Annotated in this window: 24 protein-coding genes; 9 read left to right on the forward strand and 15 right to left on the reverse strand. The window is 52.6% G+C overall.

Going from position 1 to position 23,849, the window contains the following annotated elements:
* Positions 1–55: 55 nt before the first annotated feature.
* Positions 56–715, reverse strand: a complete 660-nt coding sequence (locus CFK45_RS02450) for a substrate-binding periplasmic protein (RefSeq protein WP_158224576.1) — start codon at positions 713–715, stop codon at positions 56–58.
* 188 nt (positions 716–903) lie between these two features.
* Positions 904–1,053, reverse strand: coding sequence for a hypothetical protein (locus CFK45_RS18425; protein ID WP_158224577.1), 150 nt, complete (start codon positions 1,051–1,053; stop codon positions 904–906).
* A gap of 165 nt (positions 1,054–1,218) precedes the next feature.
* Here CFK45_RS18425 and cyoE point away from each other — a divergent pair, with 165 nt between their 5' ends.
* Entirely contained in the window at positions 1,219–2,106 is an 888-nt protein-coding gene (gene cyoE / locus CFK45_RS02455) for a heme o synthase (RefSeq protein WP_096084799.1), read from the forward strand.
* Between the two features lie 13 nt (positions 2,107–2,119).
* Positions 2,120–2,806 carry an SCO family protein gene (locus CFK45_RS02460; protein ID WP_096084800.1) on the forward strand — a complete coding sequence of 229 codons (687 nt, stop codon included), beginning with the start codon at positions 2,120–2,122 and terminating at the stop codon, positions 2,804–2,806.
* A gap of 36 nt (positions 2,807–2,842) precedes the next feature.
* On the opposite strand, the gene CFK45_RS02465 is transcribed toward CFK45_RS02460, so the two are convergent.
* The 3 genes from CFK45_RS02465 to glk form a co-directional block, all read right to left on the reverse strand.
* Positions 2,843–4,198 carry a DegQ family serine endoprotease gene (locus tag CFK45_RS02465; protein ID WP_096084801.1) on the reverse strand — a complete coding sequence of 452 codons (1,356 nt, stop codon included), beginning with the start codon at positions 4,196–4,198 and terminating at the stop codon, positions 2,843–2,845.
* A gap of 156 nt (positions 4,199–4,354) precedes the next feature.
* A complete protein-coding gene (locus tag CFK45_RS02470) occupies positions 4,355–5,236 on the reverse strand; it encodes a DMT family transporter (RefSeq protein WP_096084802.1) in 882 nt (293 codons plus the stop codon).
* A 62-nt stretch (positions 5,237–5,298) separates the two neighbouring features.
* A complete protein-coding gene (glk, locus tag CFK45_RS02475; protein WP_096084803.1) occupies positions 5,299–6,270 on the reverse strand; it encodes a glucokinase in 972 nt (323 codons plus the stop codon).
* Positions 6,271–6,520: 250 nt separating this feature from the next.
* On the opposite strand from glk, the gene rpsT reads away from it, so the two are divergent.
* Positions 6,521–6,787: a 30S ribosomal protein S20 gene (gene rpsT, locus CFK45_RS02480; protein WP_096084804.1), complete on the forward strand. Its 267-nt coding sequence runs from the start codon at positions 6,521–6,523 to the stop codon at positions 6,785–6,787.
* 76 nt (positions 6,788–6,863) lie between these two features.
* On the opposite strand, the gene CFK45_RS02485 is transcribed toward rpsT, so the two are convergent.
* The 5 genes from CFK45_RS02485 to rplU all read right to left on the reverse strand — a co-directional run bounded on the left by CFK45_RS02485 (position 6,864) and on the right by rplU (position 11,238).
* Positions 6,864–7,919: a pyridoxal phosphate-dependent aminotransferase gene (locus CFK45_RS02485; protein ID WP_096084805.1), complete on the reverse strand. Its 1,056-nt coding sequence runs from the start codon at positions 7,917–7,919 to the stop codon at positions 6,864–6,866.
* Positions 7,919–9,040 (reverse strand): glutamate 5-kinase, encoded by a 1,122-nt coding sequence (gene proB / locus CFK45_RS02490; RefSeq protein ID WP_096084806.1) that lies wholly within the window; start codon positions 9,038–9,040, stop codon positions 7,919–7,921. The genes CFK45_RS02485 and proB overlap by 1 nt, the downstream gene beginning before the upstream one ends.
* Positions 9,041–9,120: 80 nt before the next feature.
* Positions 9,121–10,308: an Obg family GTPase CgtA gene (gene cgtA, locus CFK45_RS02495; RefSeq protein WP_096084807.1), complete on the reverse strand. Its 1,188-nt coding sequence runs from the start codon at positions 10,306–10,308 to the stop codon at positions 9,121–9,123.
* 346 nt (positions 10,309–10,654) lie between these two features.
* Complete coding sequence (gene rpmA, locus CFK45_RS02500) at positions 10,655–10,912, reverse strand: 50S ribosomal protein L27 (RefSeq protein ID WP_096084808.1); 258 nt, start codon at positions 10,910–10,912, stop codon at positions 10,655–10,657.
* 14 nt (positions 10,913–10,926) lie between these two features.
* On the reverse strand, positions 10,927–11,238 hold the full coding sequence (gene rplU, locus CFK45_RS02505; protein ID WP_096084809.1) for a 50S ribosomal protein L21: 312 nt from the start codon (positions 11,236–11,238) through the stop codon (positions 10,927–10,929).
* A gap of 523 nt (positions 11,239–11,761) precedes the next feature.
* Here rplU and CFK45_RS02510 point away from each other — a divergent pair.
* The 3 genes from CFK45_RS02510 to CFK45_RS02520 all read left to right on the forward strand — a co-directional run bounded on the left by CFK45_RS02510 (position 11,762) and on the right by CFK45_RS02520 (position 15,495).
* On the forward strand, positions 11,762–12,736 hold the full coding sequence (locus CFK45_RS02510) for a polyprenyl synthetase family protein (protein WP_096084810.1): 975 nt from the start codon (positions 11,762–11,764) through the stop codon (positions 12,734–12,736).
* Positions 12,737–12,789: 53 nt separating this feature from the next.
* Complete coding sequence (gene pgi / locus CFK45_RS02515) at positions 12,790–14,427, forward strand: glucose-6-phosphate isomerase (protein WP_096084811.1); 1,638 nt, start codon at positions 12,790–12,792, stop codon at positions 14,425–14,427.
* Between the two features lie 120 nt (positions 14,428–14,547).
* Complete coding sequence (locus tag CFK45_RS02520; RefSeq protein WP_096084812.1) at positions 14,548–15,495, forward strand: type 2 periplasmic-binding domain-containing protein; 948 nt, start codon at positions 14,548–14,550, stop codon at positions 15,493–15,495.
* Positions 15,496–15,560: 65 nt separating this feature from the next.
* Here the strand turns inward: CFK45_RS02520 and CFK45_RS02525 are convergent, their stop codons facing one another.
* Complete coding sequence (locus CFK45_RS02525; RefSeq protein WP_096084813.1) at positions 15,561–16,928, reverse strand: phosphohexomutase domain-containing protein; 1,368 nt, start codon at positions 16,926–16,928, stop codon at positions 15,561–15,563.
* Between the two features lie 13 nt (positions 16,929–16,941).
* A complete protein-coding gene (galU, locus tag CFK45_RS02530) occupies positions 16,942–17,763 on the reverse strand; it encodes a UTP--glucose-1-phosphate uridylyltransferase GalU (protein WP_096084904.1) in 822 nt (273 codons plus the stop codon).
* Positions 17,764–17,961: 198 nt separating this feature from the next.
* On the opposite strand from galU, the gene fabA reads away from it, so the two are divergent.
* Positions 17,962–18,489: a 3-hydroxyacyl-[acyl-carrier-protein] dehydratase FabA gene (gene fabA / locus CFK45_RS02535; protein WP_414630742.1), complete on the forward strand. Its 528-nt coding sequence runs from the start codon at positions 17,962–17,964 to the stop codon at positions 18,487–18,489.
* A 99-nt stretch (positions 18,490–18,588) separates the two neighbouring features.
* Positions 18,589–19,803 (forward strand): beta-ketoacyl-ACP synthase I, encoded by a 1,215-nt coding sequence (gene fabB, locus CFK45_RS02540; RefSeq protein ID WP_096084814.1) that lies wholly within the window; start codon positions 18,589–18,591, stop codon positions 19,801–19,803.
* 114 nt (positions 19,804–19,917) lie between these two features.
* Here fabB and CFK45_RS02545 read toward each other — a convergent pair whose 3' ends face one another.
* The 3 genes from CFK45_RS02545 to CFK45_RS02555 all read right to left on the reverse strand — a co-directional run bounded on the left by CFK45_RS02545 (position 19,918) and on the right by CFK45_RS02555 (position 22,766).
* Positions 19,918–20,778: a sugar nucleotide-binding protein gene (locus tag CFK45_RS02545; protein ID WP_143247455.1), complete on the reverse strand. Its 861-nt coding sequence runs from the start codon at positions 20,776–20,778 to the stop codon at positions 19,918–19,920.
* Between the two features lie 50 nt (positions 20,779–20,828).
* Positions 20,829–21,389 carry a single-stranded DNA-binding protein gene (gene ssb, locus CFK45_RS02550; protein WP_096084816.1) on the reverse strand — a complete coding sequence of 187 codons (561 nt, stop codon included), beginning with the start codon at positions 21,387–21,389 and terminating at the stop codon, positions 20,829–20,831.
* A 75-nt stretch (positions 21,390–21,464) separates the two neighbouring features.
* On the reverse strand, positions 21,465–22,766 hold the full coding sequence (locus CFK45_RS02555) for an MFS transporter (RefSeq protein ID WP_275655670.1): 1,302 nt from the start codon (positions 22,764–22,766) through the stop codon (positions 21,465–21,467).
* Positions 22,767–23,088: 322 nt separating this feature from the next.
* Here CFK45_RS02555 and CFK45_RS02560 point away from each other — a divergent pair, with 322 nt between their 5' ends.
* The gene (locus tag CFK45_RS02560) at positions 23,089–23,754 is read left to right on the forward strand and encodes a LuxR C-terminal-related transcriptional regulator (RefSeq protein WP_096084817.1); all 666 of its coding nucleotides are present in this window, start codon (positions 23,089–23,091) and stop codon (positions 23,752–23,754) included.
* The last annotated feature ends 95 nt before the right edge of the window (positions 23,755–23,849 follow it).

Genomic DNA, 23,849 nt, shown 5'->3' on the forward strand with positions numbered 1-23,849 from the left:
CCGCGGCTCACCAAGGCTGCACCAGCAGTAATCAACCAGATAAGAACGGTGACAGTTAGGGAGTGTTGTTGTAGCGCGCGATCGCGGCATTTAGCTTGGACATAAAATCGGGGTGCTCAGCCAAATAGCGCTTAGAGATGTAAATTCCAAACGGCTTTGCCACCTCAACAACCTGGACAAAGTCATCGGCCTGTAAACCTAAGGCTTCAACCTCAGCACTGAACACCACTTCGGCAAGGAAAACCGCATCGACCCGCTCCAGTTCAAGCAGGGTTGGCAGCAGCGAAGGTTTCATAACCGGCATAATGTGGCGAAAACTATTTTTCTCGAGCCACTTGTGGGTATTGGTGTGCAGCAGAGTCGCCACCCTAACCATTCTATGAAACTGCGGCTGAGTATTATCAAGCACATTGCGCCGATGAAAAAACCAGCTCCAGTTATTGAACATCACCGGCAGGGAGAATTCGGCAATCGCATCGCGCTCTGAATTTTGTGACGCGAGGAAAAAACCGTCGGCCTTGCCCTGCTCAGTCGCTTTGACCGCCCGACCATAATTCGGGTACATATCCAAACTCAGCTCGAGCCCCAAATCGCGTTCAATAATTTCCCTGATGGCAGTAACGCCGCGGCCCGTCGCTTGCCCTTCGTGCATATATTGGTACGGAGCAAATTCGGCAAAAACCAGGCGCAAAGTTTCGGCTGATACCGAAGCCACGTGAGAAGTACAGATTAAAACCGCTGAGAGTAAATAACGCTTGGGGAGCAGACGAGCGAACATAGGACCCTGGGCTCAAACCACTTTTTGGCAAATTGATGCCCCCAGTATAGACGCAGTCTGGCCCCGCCCCTTTACCGCGCGCTCAGGCGTGAAAACCAGCGCTTAAACAATCTAGCCGCTGCTAGCTAACGAGCGTTTGCCGCTTCCTGGGTTGTATCAAAGTCGGTCGGCACTTCGTTGATCTTTTGCATGGCGTAACGCACGGCATACCCGAGAAAAACGCAGGTCAAAACAACAATGATCAGGCTTAAAGTAATTACCCAGTCGATATACATATCCCCTCCTATGTATTAGCACTACAAATTATTGCTCGTTTTCTATACTACTAAACAGGGGCAAGCGACTTTTGATCAGAGTCAAGCCTGGGCGGCGCCCAAGGCCATATTTACAGCGGGGCGCTGTGCCAAAAACTGGCGAACAACAATCAAAGAACAACAATAATGAATGATATTCTCAGTCAACAACGTCTGGCCGACTACCTCGAGCTGTGCAAACCCAGGGTACTCGCATTAATGCTGCTAACCTCTGCCATTGGCATGCTGTTAGCCAGCGACGGTTGGGTCGCTCTCAATGCCCTTATATTTGGCAACCTGGGTATCGCTTTGCTCGCAGCATCCGCGGCAGCTATCAACCACCTCGTCGATAAGCGTGTTGATCAGCATATGGGTAGAACCTTTAGTCGCCCCATTGCCCAGGGCCGCATTCAAGACCAACACGCTGCGGCGTTTGCCGCTGTGCTCGCCGCTCTGGGTTTTACCCTACTGTACACCTTGGTCAATGCACTTTGCGCCTGGTTAACACTCACCGCCTCCATTGGCTATGCCGTGGTGTACAGCTTGTTTTTAAAACGCGCCACGCCTCAGAATATTGTTATCGGTGGTCTAGCTGGCGCGGCGCCCCCGCTGCTCGGCTGGACGGCTGTCAGCAACAGCGTTGAGCCTCAGGCACTGCTGCTAGTGTTAATTATCTGCGCGTGGACACCACCGCATTTTTGGGCTTTGGCCATCCACCGAAAAGAAGAGTACGCTCACGCAAAAATACCAATGTTGCCGGTGACTCACGGTGAGCGCTATACCAAGTTACAGGTTCTTCTCTATACGCTGATCCTGATTATCTGCTCACTGCTGCCTTACCTTTGCCAGATGCAGGGCCTGCTTTATCTTGTTACCGCTTCGATTCTGGGTTTTATCTATTTAGTCGTGGTCATCCGAATGTGCGCAAGTCACAAGCGGCAACACAGCCTCGATGCGTTTTGGTACTCAATCATCTACCTCGGTTTACTGTTTGTTTTCATGCTGGTCGATCACTATTTACGCTTACTAAATTAATAAGAGAAATAAAATGCATATCGAGGCCGAACGCAGCGAGTTAAATTCAGCAGCAAAACAACAGCAACAAAAAAACATCTGGCTGACCGTCGTCGCCGTTATCGCACTAATGGCCTTATTTTTAGGCCTGTTTTTAAACAAAGCCTTGAGAGCAGAGCAGTTTGACAAACAGAGTTTACGCCAAAACGGGGTGCTTGTATTTGAACAGGCAAGACAGGTAAAAAGCTTCACCCTGATAGACGAAAATCAACACGAGTTTTCAAAGGATCAGCTACTAGGGAAAACAAGCTTTATCTTTTTTGGCTTTACCCACTGTCCCGACATATGCCCAACAAGCCTCAGCGAACTCGCCCGCTTTTACAAAAAGCTAAATACCGAACAGCAGCTACAAACACAGTTGCTATTTGTAAGCCTTGATCCCGAGCGCGATACACCGGCCGTATTAAAGCCTTATGTTGCGTATTTTGAAACGAGTTTTAAAGCTTTGAGCGGCGATTTTACCGAACTAATGAAATTCAGTCGCAATGTAAATATTGCCTTCAACAAGGTTGCGCTCGCAGATGGCTACACCATCGACCACAGCGCTCAGGTGGTTATTCTAAACAAGCACGGCGACTATGCGGGTTTTATCAAAGCGCCGCTGGAGCCGGAGTTCTTAGCCAGAGCTTTTCCTTCAATAAATGCGCAAATGCACCAGTAGCCAGAGCTACTGGTGCATACAAAGGGCGTAAAAAGATTATTTTAAGACAACAAAAAACGAGCGGCCGTTGCGGGCGATACGCAGCAGTATTTGCTCATCGTTTGAGCCAACCAACTGCTTGAGTTGCTCAACCGATGCTACCGACTTTCTGTTAACGCTGTAAATCACGTCGCCGGGGCGCAGGCCGGCGTAGCTCATTGGGGAACTCGGTGCCAATCTGACCACAACCACACCGTTGCCATCGTTGGCGTTTTCAAGCACCGCACCCTCAAACAGGGGGTTGGTTTTGCCGCTGACCGACATGCTTTCACCGGGCTCGCCAATTTTAACCTTGTAGGTCTTTTCTTTGCCATCGCGCAACACCGTAACTTTCACACTGTCGCCGATTTTGCGCATGCCGATCTGGCTGCGAAGCTGAGAGGTCGAGGCAGTCGCTTCACCGTTCACCGCAATAATAATATCGCCGGGCTCAAGACCCGCTTTTTGCGCTGGAGTATCGTCAAATACACCGGTAATTAACACGCCTTGCTGACCATTTTTCAGGTCAAAAGCCTTTTGCAAATCCGCGCTGATATCCTGAATGCCAACACCAATCACACCGCGCTTCACTTCTCCACTTTCGAGAATTTGCTCCATACTGGCCTTGGCCATATTGACCGGAATGGCAAAACCAATTCCGACATTGCCCCCGGCAGGAGAAATAATTGCCGTGTTAATACCGACCAGCTCACCGCGCAAGTTCACCAGCGCACCGCCGCTGTTCCCCGGGTTGATCGACGCATCGGTCTGAATAAAGCTCTCATAGCCCTCTATGCCCAGACCGCTGCGGCCGAGCGCCGAGACGATACCTGTGGTCACCGTTTGGCCGAGACCAAAGGGGTTGCCAATTGCCACCACAAAATCCCCAACCTCAAGCACATCAGAGTCGCTGAGCTTTACATCAGTAAGTTTAGAGGCGTCAATTTTTAATATGGCAATATCGAGCTCGGGATCAGAACCGGCAAGCTCAGCTTCGTAAGTGCGGCCATCTATCAGGTGCACCTGAATTTCGTCAGCGTCTTTGATTACGTGATAGTTGGTCATGACAACCCCGTCTTTAGCATCGACAATAACACCGGATCCAGCGCTTTGCTGCCTGCGCTGAGGGCGATTATCTTGCTGGGGCTGGCGCGGCTCACCAAAAAAATGGCGAAAATACGGGTCGTTCATTAGCGGGTTATAGGCCTGCTTGCGCGTTGAATACGTGGCAATATTCACCACCGCAGGATTTACCTGCTTTAACATCGGTGCCAACGTTGGCAGGGACTGGCCGTCACCGGTGTGCGACGGCAACGCGGCAAAGGCCGAACTTGCAAATAGACCAAGTACAAGCGCAACAATTGCTTTACGCATTGGAACTTCTCCTGTTTTTTGAAGTTTGTTTTTCTAAGGTTTGGCTTTGGACTTTGTATTGACGCTTTAAGTTCCATCTTCCGGCTACGGCATTTGCCACTTTAATGGCCACAGCCCCACCGCCTTGTTTGCGGCCATCTCAACCCGACATTAAGCTCAGCCGGCCGCTCGGCGCTGCAGCCAACTCTCATAAAAGGCCACACCGACAATCAGCGCACCACCTAAATACACCGGCCCCGCCGGTAGCTCGCCGAGAACCCACCAGGCAATCACAACAACAATTAGCGGCTGCACACAGCTAATCATGGATACCGACTTAGCCGGCAGCGATTTAAAACTCTGTACAAAAAGAGTGTGGCCAACCGCCGTGACCAGTAGCGCCAGAATGAGTAAATTTAACCAATCGCGCGACTCAAACGCTGCAAGCTGCTGCCACGAAAGCAGCGGCGTGAAGACAAGAGCAACCACACACACCTGATAAAACATGAGTGTGGCCGAGTTTAAGTCGGCGAAATAATATTTTTGGCCGAGATTGCGAAGACTGAGCAAAAACGCAGACAGCAAACCCCAGAGTACCCCGTAAAGGTAGTCGTTTGCCTTCAGTTGCAACAGTTCACTGACGTTATCGACAAGCAGTAGCGCGACACCAAACAGTACAACCAGCGCTAGCACTAAATCCCGAAACAAAAGCTTGTGCCGCCCCCACAGCGGCTCGAGCAAAACCGTCATCATCGGATAGACAAAAATAGCCAGGGTCCCGACGGCCACCGTACTCGATTGCATTGCTTTAAAATAACTTGCCCAGTGGCAGCCCATCAACAGTCCCAACAGCAGCACACCGAAGACTTGCCGCAAGCCGCGCAAACGCAGAGAAACCTTTAGCAACTTAACAATAAGCAATAAAAAAAGCGCTGCAAAAACACAGCGCAACTGAGTGATTGACAGCGCATCGGCAGGTAATAACTTGGAGAAAACACCGGCGCCGGCCATCAGCAGGTTCGCCAGGTACAACAACAAAAGCGCAGAGTGGCTGCGCATATACCGCCTCCATTAGGGAAGATTTAATAGCGTGACAAAGTAAAGTACGCGGCGCAGCTAAGTTATTGGCTGTTGAGCGTCTGCTCCATCCACGCGGCCGCACCGTGAAAAGCCGGTAGCTCGTGCACCATAACATCGACGGGAATATCGGCGAGGTAGTGGCTCATCACCCCTTTATTTAAAAAGCGTTCCTTAAAGAGGCTTTTACGCAGATAGTCAACAAACCTTGGCACGATGCCCCCACAAAGATATACACCGCCCTTGGCCCCGTAAGTCAGCGCTAAGTTCGAGGCAACGGTGCCCATAAACGCGCAAAACTGATCAAGCGCCTTGCGACACAGTACATCACTGTTGTCGAGGCCTCGCTGACTGATTTCATGTGCGGCGAGGGCTTCGGCCGACTGACCTTCGAGTTCGGCAAATGCCTTATAAAGGTTAATCAAGCCCGGGCCGCTCAGGCACATCTCAGCTGAGACATAGGCGTGTTGTCGCAGCATTAGCTTTAACAGTTCGGCTTCTTCAATTGTTGCCGGCCCCAAAGTCACGTGCCCGCCTTCAGACGGGATCGGCAACCAATAGCGCCCATCGTGACAGAGTCCGGCGACACCGAGCCCGGTACCAGCGCCACAAATGGCCTTGTTGCCGTGTTTCTGGCGCGAACCGGGGAGCACGTAGTTTAAGCTCTCACCCTTGAGAATGGAGCTCGCCATCGCCATCGCGGTAAAATCATTAATGGCATTAAACGCTTGCAAATCGAAACGCTGCTTTAATTCCCGCTGAGAGAAATGCCACGGTAGGTTGGTCATTTTGACTGCGTCACCATCAATAGGCCCTGCAATCGCCACGCAAGCCGCGTGAGGTTTGACGCCGTCGAGCTGGGCGAGATAATCCTCCATGACCAAGTCAAAATTAGCGAACTCAGAGCCTTTGTAGATGCGAGTGCACTTAAGTTGAAACTCGCCGTCCAATTTATCCGTGACAAGCGCAAAACGAGCGTTGGTGCCACCGACATCGGCGACAATAAAGGGGTACATAACCCATCCTTCTGTTAGTTGTCCTAAGCTCGATTCTGCAAAGGGCCCAATGCCCAGTCAAGCGATTACGTCGCCCCAGAGCCAATGAATTTACGCCATACGTATGCGTGTCAACGCCCTTTAGATAAAAGTTGACAAGCACAACAAAATACGGATAATACCGCGACCTTGCGCACCGACTCGGCCAGCTTCGCTGGTTACAAGTCAGCAGCGCAAAGCAATTCACAGGTAATTTTACAGGAGCTACGCGGTGGCAAACTCACCTCAAGCACGTAAACGCGCTCGTCAAAACGACAAAGCTCGTCAGCACAATGCCAGCTTGCGCTCTATGGTTCGCACCTACCTCAAAAAAGTAGTGGCGGCAATTGAAGCCGGCGACGCCGAAGCAGCCAAAGCAGCTTATGCAGCGGCCGTTCCCGTTCTCGATCGCGTGGCCGATAAGGGCGTCTTTCACAAGAACAAAGCCGCTCGCCATAAGAGCCGCCTGAACGCTCAAATCAAAGCTCTGGCAGCTTAATTGATTTGCAGCTTCAAGCATAAAAAAACCGGCCTTGGCCGGTTTTTTTATGCTTGAGATTTACCCACAACAACAATTAAGGCAACACAGATGCCAGCACCTGCATCAGCGCTTGAGTTTGCGACAAGGTGCCGAGCGTAATACGCAAACCCTTGCGCCCCGAAGCATCGTCCTTTGGCCTTACCAATATGCCCGCCGCCCTCAAAGCGTGTTCAACGGCCTCTGCATCGTCAAAAAAGACCCAGATAAAGTTGGCCGAGCTCGGCCAGTAATCGAGCCCATGACGATCAAGAAAAGCCTCAAATTCGGGCTTGCTCTTTTGCATGACCTCATCAATATACGCTTCGATTGTCTGCCTGTGCTTAAACGCCGAGTTCAGCGCAACAATTGCCAACTGATTGACATCGTAAGGGCCGCGAACTTTGAGCAGCTCGTCGATATTGGCCTTCGCACTAACCACGTAACCCAAGCGCAATGAAGGCAAACCCCAGGTCTTGCTAAACGTGCGCGTGACAATGATATTTGGATATTGCTCAACCAAGTCGACAACCGAAATACCACAGTATTCAAAATAACACTCATCAACCAAGATAGCGGCACGAGGTGCAGCTTTAGCCAACCGCACAATCGCCTCACGCGAGACACTGGTGGCACTCGGGTTATTTGGGTTCGACACCACCACAACCCGCGTCTTAGCATTGATTAGCCCCAGTACCTTATCAAGCGGATAACCCCGGTCTCGGCTGTATTGAGGCTGGTGCACCTGCGCCGCCTCAATTGCCGCAGACTGCAAATACATCGGAAAACTTGGCCCCGGCACAATAACCTCTGAGCCGGGCTCGCAACAGCAGCGAAACACCAGGTCGATACCTTGATCGGAGCCGTTAGTGATCATCACCTGGGCCGCCGCAACTTGACAGTAGTCGGCAATCTGATCACAAATATCACCGTAGCTCGGATACATCTGCAAACGCCCGGCAAGCACCCACTCGGCAATATCGCGAGCAATCTCATCGGCGACAGGCACGGTGCGCTCATTAAAATCAAGCAAGGTAAAACGCTCGGGATCGCGGCCATCGAGTGGCGGCTTGTACGTACCCATCTTGTAGATGTGCTGCTTAAATAAAGCCATTAGCTCAATACCAGGTTATCGCGGTGAATAAGCTCGTCATAATCGCTATAACCAAGCAACTTTTCTATTTCACCACTTGCATGACCGACAATCTTTCGAGCGTCGTCACTGCTGTAATTCACCAAGCCGCGAGCAACCTCGTTGCCCTCGGCATCGCGGCACACCACCAGCTCACCGCGAGTAAAATACCCGACAACGGTTTTGACTCCGACCGGCAACAAGCTGCGGCCCTTATCTCTGAGCACGCGGACAGCGCCATCGTCGAGAATCAACACCCCGCGACTTTGCAGCTGACCCGCCAGCCAGCGCTTGCGCGCAGCCAGCGGTTGTTGTGACGCATATAGCAAGGTGCCGATCATGGCGCCCTGCGCAAGCTCTAAGATTGCGTTGTCGACGCGGCCGCCGACAATAATGGTATCGGCGCCGGAGCGAGCTGCCAGGCGCGCAGCACGCACCTTACTGACCATGCCCCCGCGCCCGAGCAATGAGCTCGAACCGGCCATCTGATCCAACTCAGGATCGTGAGCCGAGCGCTCATATATAATCTGCGCCAAGGCATTTTGGCGCGGATCACTGTCGTACATCGCCTCCTGGTCCGTCAGAATGCACAGTGTATCGGCCTCAAGCAAGTTGGCCACCAGCGCACCGAGCGTATCGTTGTCACCAAAGCGAATTTCGTCAGTCACCACCGTGTCATTCTCATTAATGATCGGCACAACGCCCATCGAACACAGTGTGCGGATGGTAGAGCGCGCATTTAAATAGCGCTGACGACTGCCAAGATCATCGTGATCTAACAAGATCTGCGCGGTTTTTAAGTTGTAGCGCGCAAACGCCTGCTCGTAAGCCTGCACCAACACACTCTGCCCCACCGCCGCACACGCTTGCTGCTCGTGAATTGTTTTGGGTCGAGTGTCAAAACCAAGGCGAGTCATACCAGCGGCTACAGCGCCAGAGCTGACAATCACCACCTCATAACCGCGCTTTGTCAGTGCGGCCACCTGCCTTACCCACTCGGTAATAGCACTACTATCGAGCCCCTTGCCATCGTTGGTCAGCAGCGCGCTGCCAATTTTCACCACCCAGCGGCGGCTCTGTTTAATTTGATTGCGTCTAGACATTCGCCCAGCTATTCCATGTACTGCTGTATCAATTCGAAAAACACACCTGAAGGCGCCGGCACCAGCCGGCGACAAAAACGCTAGCGAGCATAAACGATTTCGACGTCATCATCATCGTCGTCATCATCATCTTCTGCGTCGTCAGACGTTTGCTTGCGCTTATTGCGCAAGGCCTCAATTCGCGCGCGAGCCTCGGCCTGCATTGCCAGCTGAGTATCGTGCTCACGCTCGGCCGCCTCTGGGTCTTCACGCTCGCGCAGCCAACAACTCTCAAGATAAGCAAGCAAGTCTGCGCAAAGCTGCTCCGTTCCCTGTTTCGCCAGAGCACTGACAACGTATACCGGCCCCGACCACGCCAGCCCCTCAAGCAGGACATCAACCGCCTGCTGCAATTCGTGCTCGGGCAACAGGTCACTTTTATTTATCACCAACCAGCGCTCACGCTGCGCCAAGGTCGGACTAAATTCTTCAATTTCACTGATAATACTTTGCGCACTCTCAAGCGCCGAACTGCCATCAACGGGCTTTATATCAACCAAGTGCAGCAGCACACGACAGCGTGTTAAGTGCTTTAAAAAACGCACCCCAAGCCCTGCACCATGCGCCGCGCCCTCGATAAGGCCGGGAATATCAGCAACAGTAAAGCTGCGGTGCTTTTGAACCTTAACCACACCCAGGCTTGGCACCAGGGTTGTGAACGGATAGTCGGCCACTTTAGGCTGGGCGGCGGTTACTGCGCGAATAAACGTTGATTTACCGGCATTGGGCAAACCGAGCATGCCGGCATCGGCAAGTAGCTTAAGCTCTAATTTCAGCTCTTTGACTTCACCCTCAGAGCCTTCAGTTGTCTGCCGCGGCGCGCGATTCACCGAGCTTTTAAAGCGAGTATTGCCAAGGCCGTGAAAACCGCCCTGAGCAACAAGCATCTTTTCGCCGTGCGCCGTCAAGTCAGCCACGGTTTCGCCGCTCTCAAGATCAATAGCTGATGTGCCGACAGGCACCTTCAACACCAGATCAGCCCCCTTCGGGCCAGTACAGTTACGACTGCCGCCTTTTTTTCCGCTTTCAGCTGAATAACCACGCTGATAGCGGTAATCGATCAGAGTGTTGAGGTTTTCATCCGCCTCGAGGTAGACACTGCCGCCGTCACCGCCGTCACCGCCGTCCGGACCGCCTTTAGCAATAAATTTCTCACGGCGAAAGCTACAGCAGCCGTTGCCACCATTGCCCGCACGCACAGTAATCGGTGCTTCATCAACGAACTTCATTTAATCTACCTCGCTCCCACCGGAGCCAAATGTCAGGCAACACACCCGAACATACTAACGAACCCTTAACACGACCACCACGGGTGGCGCAAAGTCGACCCCGCAGGAGCAAAAAACTTCTGCCACATCCTGTGCATATGCACTCCTTCGCTTCCTTGCGACCGCGCTATACGAGCGCCAGGGATGACGCGAATGCCGACGCTGCAGGAGCAAAAAGCTTCGGCCGCATCCTGTGCATATGCACTCCTTCGCTTCCTTGCGACCGCGCTATACCGCACATCCTGTGCATAAAAAAAGCCCCTCGACCGAAGCAGAGGGGCTTTTCAGAAAGAAGGGCTAGGGCAAATTAGGCAGCAACAATGCTTACAAACTTGCGCTTAGGAAGACCTTTTTCTTCAAATTTTACAACACCGCCTGCTTTGGCAAACAAGGTATGGTCTTTGCCGATACCTACATTTTCACCAGCGTGGAATTTAGTGCCGCGCTGACGAACGATGATGCTACCAGCCGCTACTTCCTGACCGCCAAAACGCTTAACACCAAGGCGTTTACTTTCCGAATCGCGGCCGTTACGAGTACTACCACCAGCTTTTTTGTGAGCCATGACTTATCTCCAAATTAACCTTTGATACCAGTGATTTTCACTTCAGTGAACCACTGACGATGACCTTGACGCTTCATGCTGTGCTTGCGACGACGGAACTTGATAATCGTTACCTTTTCCGCACGACCGTGCTTAACAACTTCGGCTTCTACCGTAGCGCCTTCAACAACTGGGGCACCAATTTTAACGTCGGCACCGGCACCCACCATCAACACTTGGTCAAAAGCGATAGTCTTACCAGTTTCTTCTTCAATCTTTTCCAGACGAAGGACTTCGCCTTCTTCTACGCGGTGCTGCTTGCCACCGCTTACAAATACTGCGTACATTTAAGTATGCTCCAATGCAAAACGCGAATGGACGACACGAAGCAGGCGAACCCGTTAGGTTCTATGCCATTTTTGAGCTTGTGCTCGCTTGCGGCGTTGTTCAATCCCGAGCCAATGAGGCCAAGGGGCGCGCATTCTACTAAAAGCCCGTTTTTTGCGCAAGCTTTGTCGCAAGCCTGTATTTGAGGAGTCAGCCGACAACCAATATACGTTCTTTATTCGAAGCTCCCGGATATTCAGCTCGTAAGATTAAACAATCGAAGCTCCAATTCCCTCCCACCTATCAAGAAAACCGAGGAATGGCTCATTGGTAGCTTTTCACTGCGCAGGAGGGTTGAGCGGGTATCTGCCGCAGGGATGCGGCGGCTAAGCGCCCAAGGATGGGTTCACAGCGCCCCGCGATGCCCACCTCCGCAGTGAAAAGCGGAAATAGAAGCACCAAACCAAGGCTGTTCTTGACTTACAGCCCACTGCCCCCTAGCATCCATGCTCAATTTTGGGACCCATCAAGATAAGGCCATCTATGTTGCCCTTCCTGGAAGCCGTGCAGCCAGAACTGGAGCGCGTCAACCAAACCATTCTTAAGCGCCTCTACTCCGAAGAACCTCTCGTTGAAGATATCGGCAATCACCTCATTAATGCCGGCGGCAAGCGCCTTCGCCCAATACTGGTTTTAATGTGTGCCCGCGCACTCGGCTACAGCGGCGACAAACACTATGAACTAGCAGCCGTTATCGAGTTTATTCACAGCGCCACCCTACTTCACGACGACGTTGTTGATGTCAGCGAGTTGCGCCGGGGCAGGCCAACGGCCAACGCAAAGTGGGGCAATGCCCCGAGTGTTTTAGTCGGCGACTTTCTCTACAGCCGGGCCTTTCAAATGATGGTTGCAGTTGGCAGCATGGATATTATGAATACCCTCTCCAACACGACCAATACCATTGCCGAAGGCGAAGTGCAGCAGCTCGCCAACGCTCGCAAGTCAGATTTAAGCGAAGAAGCTTACCGCAAGGTTATCTACAAGAAGACCGCCGCACTCTTCGAGGCCGCCTGCGAATGTGGCGCCAGTGTTGCCGCTGACGAAAATGCTGAAGTTGATGCATATCGCAATTCTTTAAAGCAGTTTGGCTATCATCTCGGCCTAGCTTTCCAGCTGATGGACGACCTGCTTGATTACGATGGCGACGCCGAAGCTCTGGGCAAAAACGTAGGCGACGATCTCGCCGAGGGCAAAAGCACTCTGCCGGTGATATACGCCCTTGCGCACAGTGGCGAAGCGGATGCTCAACTGATTCGCGAAGCCATTAGCAGCGCCGATCTCAGCAAACTCGACGACATCATCAAGCTGGTCAAACAAAGCGGTGGCCTCGACTACACTCGTCGCGCAGCCTGCCATCACGCAGAGCAAGCTATTGAACACTTGCAGCAAGTGCCCGAGTCCAACTGGCGCCAAAGCCTTATTGAACTCACCCGCTTTGCTGTGGAGCGCGCCTATTAACAGCATTTAAGTTAGCAGGCGCAACGGAAACCCCACTTCAGGAATGCATATATATGTCTGTACAGATCACTGACCTTTACGATAACTGGGCCGAACTCACACAACACGCCGAGCAATGGAAAAGCCGCAGCCTGAAACAAGCCTTTGCCGAAGACAGCAATCGCGCCGAGCGTTACAGCACCGCCGCTGCAGGCCTTGAGTTCGACTACAGCAAAAACCACATCGACGACAAAACCCTGGAGCTGCTGCTTGGGCTGGCCGAAAAAGCCGACCTGCAAGGCGCCATTAAACGCCTTTTGCGCGGCGATCACGTCAACAACACCGAAGACCGCCCCGCCCTGCACAGCGCACTGCGCTTTGAAGGCGAAGCACAAAGCAACGAACAAAAAGAAGTCGCCGCCGCACTCGAAAAAATGGGCAAACTTGTACAGCGTGTGCACAGTGGTGAGTGGCTCGGCCACACAGGCAAACGCATCACCGACGTTGTCAATATCGGCATCGGCGGCTCCGACCTCGGCCCGCGCATGGTGACCAAAGCCCTGACGCCTTATCACACTGGTGATGTAAAGGTTCACTTCGTTGCCAATATCGACGGTGCCGAAATCAACGACCTTTTCAGCCAGGTCAATGCTGAAAGCACCCTGTGGATTGTCGCCTCTAAATCCTTCTCCACCCTCGAGACCCTCGAAAACGCCCTGACTGCCCGCCGCTGGATGCTGGCGCAAGGCTGCGCCGAAGGCGATCTGCCCAAGCACTTTGTGGCGATTTCTTCCAAGGTCGACAAAGCCATCGAGTTTGGCATGGACGCAGACAACGTATTCCCGATGTGGGACTGGGTCGGCGGCCGCTACAGCCTGTGGTCGGCGATTGGCATGCCGATCGCCTTTGCCGTGGGCATGGACAACTTTAACAAGCTCCGCGCCGGCGCCGCCCGCCTCGACAGCCATTTCGCCGAAGCCCCGCTCGACAAAAACATTCCCGCGCTGATGGGGCTATTGATGTTCTGGTACAGCAGCGTGCTCGGCGCAGACAACCAGGCCGTATTACCTTACGCCAACCACCTGCAACTGCTGCCAAACTATCTGCAGCAGCTCGAAATGGAAAGTAACGGCAAGAGTGTCAACAAAAGCGGCCAGCGCATTAACTACCAGACCGGCTCCGTCGTCTGGGGCACCGAAGGCACCAACGGCCAGCACAGTTTTCACCAGCTGCTACACCAGGGCAATGTGCTGACGCCAATTGACTTTATCGCCCCAATGAAAGCCCAACACGATCTTGCCCACCAGCAAAAATACCTGATTGCCAACTGCATCGCCCAGAGTCAGGCACTGATGGAGGGGCGCGACCTCGAGGCCTCGAAGGCCGAACTTCGCGCCCAGGGTGTCGCCGAAAGTGAAATCGATGCTCTGGCCGAGCACAAAGTTCACCCGGGCAACCGCCCGAGCAGCACCATTGTTGTCGAAGAACTCAGTCCGGAGACCCTCGGCGCACTGATTGCCGCTTACGAACACAAGGTCTACACCCTCGGTGTGCTTTGGAACATTAACAGCTTTGACCAGTGGGGCGTTGAACTCGGCAAGCTGCTCGGCACTAATGTCGCCAACGCCATGGAGACCACGGATGTGCCCGCAGACTGGGACAGCTCAACCCAAAAACTAATCAAGCGTTTTTTGCAGGCAAACAACGCCTAATACGATTTAAATCACGAACTGCTTAAGCCCGCTTACGCGGGTTTAAGTGGTTGCAACAAGCAAGCACCACCCCCTGCAGAACAAACTATACTTTTTGAGCCTTAATATTCAAAAAGTACCATGCAAACACACCCGTTTATTGTCGCCCTCGCACTGCCGCTAATACTCTGCGTAATGCACAGCAGCAACGCAGAAGACAACAGCCTGCGCGAGGTACGCATCGCCGCATCGGGCAATATCGCCAGCGAATTTAACCTGCTGAGTAAAAAAAAGCGCTGCGGCGACGACAAACTGCTCGACAAACACAACTTTACCCGCGGCACGATAGAGCTTGTCCTTATCTGTCGAGCCCTAAAAGCCGCGGGCAGCAGAGCCTTACTCCACGTCGTACCTAGCCCCAACTACGGCCGCGCGCTGCGTATGACAGAGATCGGCGAAGTTGATATGAGCGCTGAAACAGCGTGGATTTTCGACATCCATGAAGACCTACTGCACAAAAGCAACGAGCTCATCGCGTGGGGAGGCTTCGAAAAAGGCCTCTACACCAGACTTGACCACCCCCTGCTAAACACCCCCATCGACAAATTGGACATCAGCCAGTATCGCGGCGTCACCATTCGCGGCTGGCACTCAGATTGGCAGGCACTTAGCGCCATTACCGCTCAAATATATAGCGCTACGCGACATGACTCACCATTTAAAATGCTTGAGGCCGGACGAGCGGATTTCATCCTGATGAATTTTAGCAATAGAAAAGATCTGGCCGTGGTGCGCGCGGACGTGAAAATGAAACCCATCCCCGGAGTTAAAGTGAAGCTGCCGGGCGCACGCCACTATGTCACCAGCCGCCAAAGCAGCAAGGGGAAAAAACTGCAAAACCTGCTTAACCTCGGCCTGGAGAAGCTCAAACAAAACGGCGAGCTACAACGGCTATTGACCCACGCCGGCGTGAATATCAAACAAACAAGAGACTGGAAAATACTCAACAAAACATCATTTGAGCAGGCAAAAAAACTTCACCTTCGCCACCAAGAGCGCCTCGACAAAAAAGCAGAGCAAAACCAATAAACGAAAACAAAGCCCGCGTTAGCGGGCTTAGAAAAATAGGTTAAAAAGGATATTCACAACGCAAGCTAACAAACGTCAAAAGCCTTGATCAATTCGAGCATTTGCTCGGTCTTCTGCTTCATCAGCGCCTCATCCGCGCGCGACTCAACATTCAACCGCAGCACAGGCTCAGTGCTGGACATACGCAAATTAAAACGCCAAGCATCAAAACTCATCGACAGGCCATCGACCTTTTCAACCGTTTTTGCCTCTGTGGCAAAGTGCGCTTCCATTTTTTCAATAATCGCCGCCGCATCGCCAACCGTGTCGTTTATCTCGCCGCTACAAGGGAAAGCCTTCATGCGCTCGCCGACCAATTCACTCAAACTTTTACCGCTGCGGCTCATCAACTCAAGCACCAGCAACCACGGAATATTGCCGTTGTCGCAGTAGGCAAAGTCACGAAAATAATGATGTGCGCTCATTTCTCCGCCGTAGGGCGCATCTTCAAGGCGCATGCGCTCTTTGATAAAGGCGTGACCGGTTTTACTCTCGACAGGCTGACCGCCTGCGCGCGTGACAATATCAACGGTATTCCAGGTCAGACGCGGGTCGTGCACAATTTTGGCCCCGGGATATTTAGCCAAAAACGACTCGGCCAGCAAACCAACAACGTAATAACCTTCGATAAAATCGCCGTTTTCATCAAAGAAAAAACAGCGATCAAAATCTCCGTCCCAGGCGATGCCAACATCTGCGCCGTGCTGGCGCACCGCATCGATTGTATCTTGACGCATTTCCGGCAACAGCGGATTGGGAATACCATTGGGGAAGTTACCGTCGGCCTGGTGATGCACCTTGACCAACTCAAAAGGCAGATGCGGCTCAAGCCCGTCTACAACAGCACCAACACCGCCGTTGCCGGCGTTCACCACCGCCTTTAATGGCTTGAGCGCGGAGGTATCGACATATGAAAGCAAGTGCTGAATATAGGCCGGGCGGTTATCTACGCGCTCAACCGAACCTTTAATCTCGGCAGGCTTAAACTCTGCCGCCTCGGCCATCGCCTTAATTTCATTTAAGCCCGTATCGCCCGAAATTGGCTTAGAGTTTTCGCGCACCAACTTCATACCGTTGTAATCCATTGGGTTGTGACTGGCCGTCACACAGATGCCGCCGTCGGCCTCAAAATGAAAAGTAGCGAAATAAACCTCTTCGGTGCCGCCCATGCCAATGTGAATAACATTAGCTCCGGCATCAGTAATGCCGTCAATCAGCGCCTCACACAGGCTTTCACTGGTTAAACGCACATCGTGCCCGACTACTATCGTCGATGCATTTAAAAACTCGGCTGTAGAACGACCAACGCGGTAAGCAACATCCTCATTTAACTGAGAAGGCACCTTACCGCGTATGTCGTAAGCCTTAAAACAAGTTATAGGCTCGTTATTCATTAATTAATACTGCTTATTTTCCGTAGACATTTTCATAAACATAATTTGTCGCATCGACAAAACCACTGACCGCACCGCAGTCAAAACGCTGACCTTTAAACTTGTAAGCCAGCACACAGCCATCTTTGGCCTGCTGTAAAAGCGCATCGGTTAACTGCACTTCATCATTCTTACCGGGCGCGGTATTTTCGATAATATCAAAAATATCTGGGGTCAGAATGTAGCGGCCGATAATCGCGAGGTTGCTCGGTGCATCTTCCGGCGCCGGTTTTTCAACCATGTCATTCACCTGATAGATGCCGTCTTTCATTTGCTCGCCGGCAATTACACCAAACTTGCTGATATCTTCCTGAGGCACTTCCTGCACAGCAACAATACTGCAGCGGAACTGCTTGTACAGACGCACCATCTGGCTGAGCACTCCGTCATCGGCAACACATAAGTCATCCGACAATACCACCCCAAAAGGCTCGTTGCCGATCAAGCGCTTACCCTGCAAAATCGCATCGCCGAGGCCGGCCATAGATGGCTGACGCGTAAACGAAAACGAGCCTTTGGACATCACATCGCGAATGGAGGCCAGATACTCTTCTTTAGAAGAGCCGGCAATCTGGTGCTCAAGCTCGTAACTGACATCAAAGTGATCGGCAATGGCTCGCTTGCCGCGGCCGGTCACAAAGCCAATTTCGGTCAAGCCGGCCTCAATAGCCTCTTCAACACCGTATTGAACAAGCGGCTTATTCACAATAGGCAGCATCTCTTTAGGCATTGACTTAGTCGCAGGCAAAAAACGAGTACCGTAACCAGCAACAGGAAAAAGGCATTTCTTGATCATATCGTACATCCTTAGTAGTTGAGCAAAGTAAGTCCAAGACGAATCAGATGCACGGAATATACCACAGCAATATAAAAAAACCCGTGTTTACAATAAGATGAGCTGTATCGGGTCAACTGGACAAGCGCTGCGAAGCCGTTAGAATGTCGCATCCGTCGCGAGAGCGGCCATTAACCCTATAATCACAGATCAATTCCCATGATTGAAAACTTCAAGCCCCAGTCTTCTTACAACCGTGAAGAACTGCTTCAATGTGGTCGCGGCGAACTCTTTGGCCCTGGCAATGCTCAGCTGCCTATGCCCAACATGCTTATGGTCGACCGCATTACTCACATCGCCAGCACCGGCGGTGAGTTTGGCAAAGGCGAGATTATCGCCGAACTCGATATCAGCGAAGATCTGTGGTTCTTTGATTGCCACTTCCCTGGCGATCCGGTCATGCCTGGCTGCCTGGGCCTCGACGCCATGTGGCAACTGGTCGGCTTTTTCCTGGCGTGGAAAGGCAACCCCGGCCGCGGCCGCGCCCTCGGTACCGGCGACCTTAAATTTACCGGCCAGGTACTACCCAGCGCCAAAAAGGTCACCTATCACATTCACTTAAAACGCGTGATTGAACGTAAACTGGTAATGGGTATTGCCGATGGCCGCGTCGCCGTTGACGGCAAAGAAATCTACTTTGCGAAGGACCTGCGTGTCGGCCTCTTTGGCAACACCGAAACCTTCTAATAAAATTTGGCCTGCAAGGCCTAGCTTGGCGGCGCTCTGTGCAATAATAGAGGCTGTCGCCCCCAGCTCCAGCGAGCAAGACTTAGACAGAGGCATACTATGAAACGTGTCGTTATTACAGGCCTTGGCATCGTATCGTGCATCGGCAACGACAAAGATACCGTGCTGAACGCACTAAAAGAAGGCAAATCCGGCATTAAAGTCAATCCCGACTACGTTGAGCACGGCTTTCGCAGCCACATTGCAGGCTCCGTAGATATTGACATCAGCGAGCACATTGACCGCAAAGTCGCTCGCTTTATGGGCGATGCTGCCGCATTTGCCTACATTTCGATGAAACAAGCCATCGAAGACAGCGGCCTCAGCGACGAACAAGTCAGCAACGAGCGCACGGGCATCATCATGGGCTCCGGCGGCGCTAGCACCGCCAGCGTCGTTGAAAGCGCCGACATCATCCGCAACCGTGGCGTTAAACGCGCCGGGCCCTACCGCGTTACCCAAACCATGGGCTCAACCGCCTCTGCCTGCCTGGCCACACCATTTAAAATCAAAGGCGTTAACTACAGCATCAGCTCGGCATGTGCGACCTCTGCCCACTGCATCGGCAACGCAATGGAACTGATCCAGCTCGGCAAACAAGATGTTGTCTTTGCCGGCGGCGGCGAAGAAGAACACTGGACGCTCACCGGTTTATTTGATGCGATGGGTGCCCTATCAACCAAATACAACGACACCCCCGAGAAAGCTTCTCGCCCCTACGACGCCAACCGCGACGGCTTTGTTATCGCCGGCGGCGGCGGCTGTGTTGTGCTTGAAAGTCTCGAGCACGCCCAGGCACGCGGCGCAAAAATCTACGGCGAGCTTGTCGGTTATGGCGCGACCTCCGACGGTTACGACATGGTTGCCCCCTCAGGCGAAGGCGCTGCGCGCTGTATGCGCATGGCCATGCAGGATATCGACGGCGACATCGACTACATCAACAGCCACGGCACCTCAACCCCTGTTGGCGATGTTGCCGAACTCGGCGCGGTGAAAGAAGTCTTTGGCGACAATATACCGCCAACCGCTTCTACCAAGTCTCTGACCGGCCACAGCCTTGGCGCAACGGGTGTTCAGGAAGCCATCTACACCCTGCTGATGATGGAAAACAACTTTATTGCAGCCTCCGCCAACGTTGAAGAACTCGACGAAGCCGCTGCTGACTGCAATATTGTTACCGAGAAGCGCGAGGCCGATATCAAGCTCGCCATGAGCAACAGCTTTGGTTTCGGCGGCACAAATGCCACACTGATTATGAAAAAATACGAAGGCTAAGGCCAATATCAAGGGCCCTGAGCCCGACACAAAAAAGGCGCCGGAAGGCGCCTTTTTTTGTGTATGTATTTGCGATTGCACGCAAAAGAAAAAGCATGACAAAAACAAATCAAGTTAACCGGAGACCTGCACCTCAATCACCGGTATTAGAGCCCGGTCTTGCATCCAGGCCCTCAGCAGACGACCAAACCCCCGCCGCCAAGTCGGTAACTGAATACCAAAATCATCGGTGATACGCCGCCCCTGTAAAGCAGCCTCACCGCGAAGCAACACTCGCTCATCGTCGACACCGGCAACAGCAGGCAAATCAAAAGGCCTGTCGAGCTCCTTACTTAACTGGCGAAGCAAGTGATCACAAAACTCGGCTTCAGAACAGGTATCGGCACTGTGCAGATTAAAAACACCCCAGTTTTCAGCGCCACAAAAAATCTGCTGCAATAGAGCCTGCAGCACCCCAGCCACATAAGCCGAAGACAACGGCGCGCCAAAGTGGTGATCACTAACCAAGAGCCCCTGATCGCCACTCAGTAAACGCGGCACCATCAGTGCGAGCAGCGCCTCATCACCGGCATCAAGCATCCAGCTGCAGCGCAAACGAATATGCTTAACCAGGGAACAAACCTTGAGCTCACGCTCCGACCAGAAACTTGCTTCGACGTCCCGAGCTGAAAGCGATTCATTAAACTCACCCTGAAAAGATTCACCGGCAATACGATAGGAGCCCAACTGCAGCAGCGGGCAAGCCAGCTCGGCACTTAGTCCAACCAAGCTCGACAGCGCTGAATCGTAACAGCCTTGCAACGGAGGCTCGTCAACAAGATCAAGCACAGCGCTCACATGCAGCCGATCAAACTCCGGCAATACTGCCTGCCGACAATCTAGCTCCTGCACGCGCCACGGGCCATCTTCAAGCAACGCCAAAAACGATGCGGCGACATGCCCTCCGGCATGCAGTACAACAACGCGATAACTCACGCTCAGGCCCTCATCAAGCAACTCAAAGCAAGCAGGTTAGCGCAAAGGGCTTAAAAAGGAATATCGTCATCAAAAGCATCCATCGCCGGTGGCGCTGGTGGTACCGGTGCTTGCGACGGAGCTTGCTGAGGAGCTGCCTGCGGCGCCGCTTGCTGAGGTGCCTGCTGCATCGGCTGTTGCGCCTGCGGTGCATAAGCCGGCTGCTGAGCCGCCCCACCTGCCGCCATTGCCCCACCCATTGGAGCCTGAGCATAGGCGCCGCCCTGCTCTGCACGACTGTCGAGCATCTGCATCTCGCTGGCGACAATTTCAGTGGTGTAGCGATCCTGACCGCTTTGATCTTGCCACTTGCGGGTACGCAAACTGCCCTCGATATAAAGCTTGCTGCCCTTGCGCACGTATTCGCCAACAATTTCCGCCAGGCGATTAAAAAACACGACGCGGTGCCATTCCGTTCGCTCTTGATTTTGACCGGTCTGCTTGTCCTTCCAGGTCTCCGAGGTCGCCAGGCTAACATTGGTCACTGCCGCACCACTCGCTGTAAATTTTGTTTCGGGATCCTGCCCGCAATTGCCAACCAAGATGACCTTGTTCACTCCGCGTGACGCCATATTCTTACCTACCTAGTACTCTTTTAAACTTAACGATTGCTATTTATTTATCTATTACTGACTTGAGCGCTACGATCAAGCCTTTAAATGAGCAGCCAAGTGCTGCTCTAGCAGGGACATATCTAAACGACTTTTGTCGACCTTTAAATAAAGCTGCGCTTCATCTTCGACATAAATAACATCGCTGACACCGTCCAGAGCCAATAAATCGACATCGACAATGGAGTTAGATACCGCGTAACTCAAACTGTGTGCAGCCTCAGGGGCCTTCATCGGCAAAGCCAACAACAACCAAAGCACCACACACAGCCCGGCCACAACAAAGACCGCCACTTCGGCACCACTATCAAACAAATAACCACCAGCCACACCGCCACAAAAGGCACCGAGAAACTGGCTGCTACTATATATACCCATCGCCGTGCCGCGACCGCCGGCCGGACACATCTTGCTAACCAGAGAAGGTAACATGGCTTCAAGCAGGTTAAAAGCCACAAAAAACACCGACAAACTCAGCAGAACAAACACCGTGGATGCGTAGCCAAAAGCAAACGCAAACAAACTCAGCGCCAGGCAAGCAACCGCGCCAATAAAAGCAAATTTAGCTCGGCCTGCCTTTTCCGCCCTCATCATCAGAGCCACCGCCAACACAAACGCAACAAGCATCAACGGCAAATACAACTGCCAGTGCTCTTTGGCCGGCAAGCCGAGCGACGACACCAGCAGTGAGGGCACCACTACAAACACCGCGGTCATCACGGCGTGAAGAACAAAAATACCGACATTTAAGCGCGCCAGCGCCGGATTTAAAAAGCTACTTAAAAACAGCGCCGGCACCGCCATACTGTCTCGACGCGGCGAATTTAGCTGCTTGACTTGCGGCACCAAACACAGCGCCAGTATCAGCGCCACCGAACCGAGCCCGGCGGTCACGACAAAGATCGTGCTCAAACCACCCTTTGCAGCCAACACCGGCCCAAGCACCATCGCCAACACAAAACTAAAACCGATCGATGCGCCAATGGCAGCCATCGCCTTTGAGCGATTCTTATCTGTGGTTAGATCTGCCAGCAGAGCCATCACGGTGCTTGCGATGGCCCCACAGCCCTGCAGCGCGCGACCGAGGATCAAGCCCCACACCGATTCGGCGCAGGCAGCAACAATACTACCGATAATAAAAACCAATAAACCGAGCACAATAACAAGCTTGCGGCCAATCAAATCCGAAAGCAGCCCCAACGGAATTTGCAGCAAAGCCTGACTAAGCCCATAAATGCCCAAAGCTAAGCCTAAAGTCGTAGCACTTGCCCCACAATAATCCTGGCCATAAATAAACATGACCGGTAAAACCATGAACAGCCCTAACATACGGACCATATATAAGGAGGCGAGAGACAGGACAGCGCGCAGCTCGTGCTTCACAACAAGAAACTCCAAAACATAGGTGACAAAGGCCGCGGATTGTAGCAATGTAGCGCCCCCTGGCCTAGCAACTCAGCCCGCAAAAGCAGTGGCGCAATATTCAACAAGGGAATGCAGTGAAAAAAAATGTTGATCAGTGCCCAACTTTGTCATGTCAGTTGGTACTTTTTCAGCAGCTCAGTTACACTAGGTTCCAGAAAAACTCAGACTTGTCCCAAGCAGACGCGTAAAAACAACTACTATTTATTACTCGGAAGTCATTCCCCAAGGCCATACTGTGATTGCACCCGAAGCGATATCGAACAAAGCGACAGCCAACGTTGCCCTGTACTCAGTAAACAACAGCTTGCAAACAGGGCTGCTCGCCAAGTTAATCTCCCAGGAGCTCGAGCTAAATTGTAACGTCTACCGCGAATTTAGCGCCGTTCCAAGTGAAATATCCCTTTTACTTATCGACTGTCAAGGCGAAAACCTCGACAGTCTGAATCAAATTGCTCGCGATATTAACGAGCATTGCAGTGGCGCTAACGCCGCACTACTTAACGCCGAATACGACAGCGAGCACGAAAACCTGCTCGACTGGCCCTGCATCAGCGGCCTGTTTTATGCCGATTCCGACCAGGACCAACTTCTGCGCGGCCTGCGCTCTTTGCTCGACGGTGACTACTGGGTACCGCGGCGCCTGCTGCACCACTTCCTGGATAAAAACCGCAAAGTTCCATCGATGGCGAGCCAGCCTGACGTCAAACTCACCAAGCGCGAGCGCCAAATACTGAAACTAATTAATGACGGCGCCACCAATGCCGACATCGCCGGCGCACTCACCGTTAGTGAGCACACCGTCAAAAGCCACCTGTACAACGTGTACAAAAAAATCGGCGTGCGCAACCGCCTTGAAGCCAGTAACTGGGCACGCAACATGCCCGAAAGTGAACTGAGTTAACTCCCTCCTCACAAGCAAGTGACACTGAGCAAAGCACTGGATATAATCCCAGTGCTTTGTTGCATCCCTCCGGTGCAACCCACCACAAACATCAG

The organism is Agaribacterium haliotis (assembly GCF_002312815.1).
Taxonomy (GTDB): Bacteria; Pseudomonadota; Gammaproteobacteria; order Pseudomonadales; family Cellvibrionaceae; genus Agaribacterium; species Agaribacterium haliotis.

What these genes read in the sequence shown, in the direction of transcription:
- rpmA (WP_096084808.1), bottom strand. Translation starts at nt 10,912, where the DNA reads ATGGCTCACAAAAAAGCTGGTGGTAGTACTCGTAACGGCCGCGATTCG.
- pgi (WP_096084811.1), top strand. Translation starts at nt 12,790, where the DNA reads ATGTCTGTACAGATCACTGACCTTTACGATAACTGGGCCGAACTCACA.
- ssb (WP_096084816.1), bottom strand. Translation starts at nt 21,389, where the DNA reads ATGGCGTCACGCGGAGTGAACAAGGTCATCTTGGTTGGCAATTGCGGG.
- CFK45_RS02525 (WP_096084813.1), bottom strand. Translation starts at nt 16,928, where the DNA reads ATGAATAACGAGCCTATAACTTGTTTTAAGGCTTACGACATACGCGGT.
- fabA (WP_414630742.1), top strand. Translation starts at nt 17,962, where the DNA reads ATGATTGAAAACTTCAAGCCCCAGTCTTCTTACAACCGTGAAGAACTG.
- rplU (WP_096084809.1), bottom strand. Translation starts at nt 11,238, where the DNA reads ATGTACGCAGTATTTGTAAGCGGTGGCAAGCAGCACCGCGTAGAAGAA.
- glk (WP_096084803.1), bottom strand. Translation starts at nt 6,270, where the DNA reads ATGTACCCCTTTATTGTCGCCGATGTCGGTGGCACCAACGCTCGTTTT.
- CFK45_RS02460 (WP_096084800.1), top strand. Translation starts at nt 2,120, where the DNA reads ATGCATATCGAGGCCGAACGCAGCGAGTTAAATTCAGCAGCAAAACAA.
- galU (WP_096084904.1), bottom strand. Translation starts at nt 17,763, where the DNA reads ATGATCAAGAAATGCCTTTTTCCTGTTGCTGGTTACGGTACTCGTTTT.
- CFK45_RS02485 (WP_096084805.1), bottom strand. Translation starts at nt 7,919, where the DNA reads ATGGCTTTATTTAAGCAGCACATCTACAAGATGGGTACGTACAAGCCG.
- proB (WP_096084806.1), bottom strand. Translation starts at nt 9,040, where the DNA reads ATGTCTAGACGCAATCAAATTAAACAGAGCCGCCGCTGGGTGGTGAAA.
- fabB (WP_096084814.1), top strand. Translation starts at nt 18,589, where the DNA reads ATGAAACGTGTCGTTATTACAGGCCTTGGCATCGTATCGTGCATCGGC.
- CFK45_RS02510 (WP_096084810.1), top strand. Translation starts at nt 11,762, where the DNA reads ATGTTGCCCTTCCTGGAAGCCGTGCAGCCAGAACTGGAGCGCGTCAAC.
- CFK45_RS02555 (WP_275655670.1), bottom strand. Translation starts at nt 22,766, where the DNA reads ATGGTCCGTATGTTAGGGCTGTTCATGGTTTTACCGGTCATGTTTATT.
- cgtA (WP_096084807.1), bottom strand. Translation starts at nt 10,308, where the DNA reads ATGAAGTTCGTTGATGAAGCACCGATTACTGTGCGTGCGGGCAATGGT.
- cyoE (WP_096084799.1), top strand. Translation starts at nt 1,219, where the DNA reads ATGAATGATATTCTCAGTCAACAACGTCTGGCCGACTACCTCGAGCTG.
- CFK45_RS02465 (WP_096084801.1), bottom strand. Translation starts at nt 4,198, where the DNA reads ATGCGTAAAGCAATTGTTGCGCTTGTACTTGGTCTATTTGCAAGTTCG.
- CFK45_RS02470 (WP_096084802.1), bottom strand. Translation starts at nt 5,236, where the DNA reads ATGCGCAGCCACTCTGCGCTTTTGTTGTTGTACCTGGCGAACCTGCTG.
- CFK45_RS18425 (WP_158224577.1), bottom strand. Translation starts at nt 1,053, where the DNA reads ATGTATATCGACTGGGTAATTACTTTAAGCCTGATCATTGTTGTTTTG.
- CFK45_RS02520 (WP_096084812.1), top strand. Translation starts at nt 14,548, where the DNA reads ATGCAAACACACCCGTTTATTGTCGCCCTCGCACTGCCGCTAATACTC.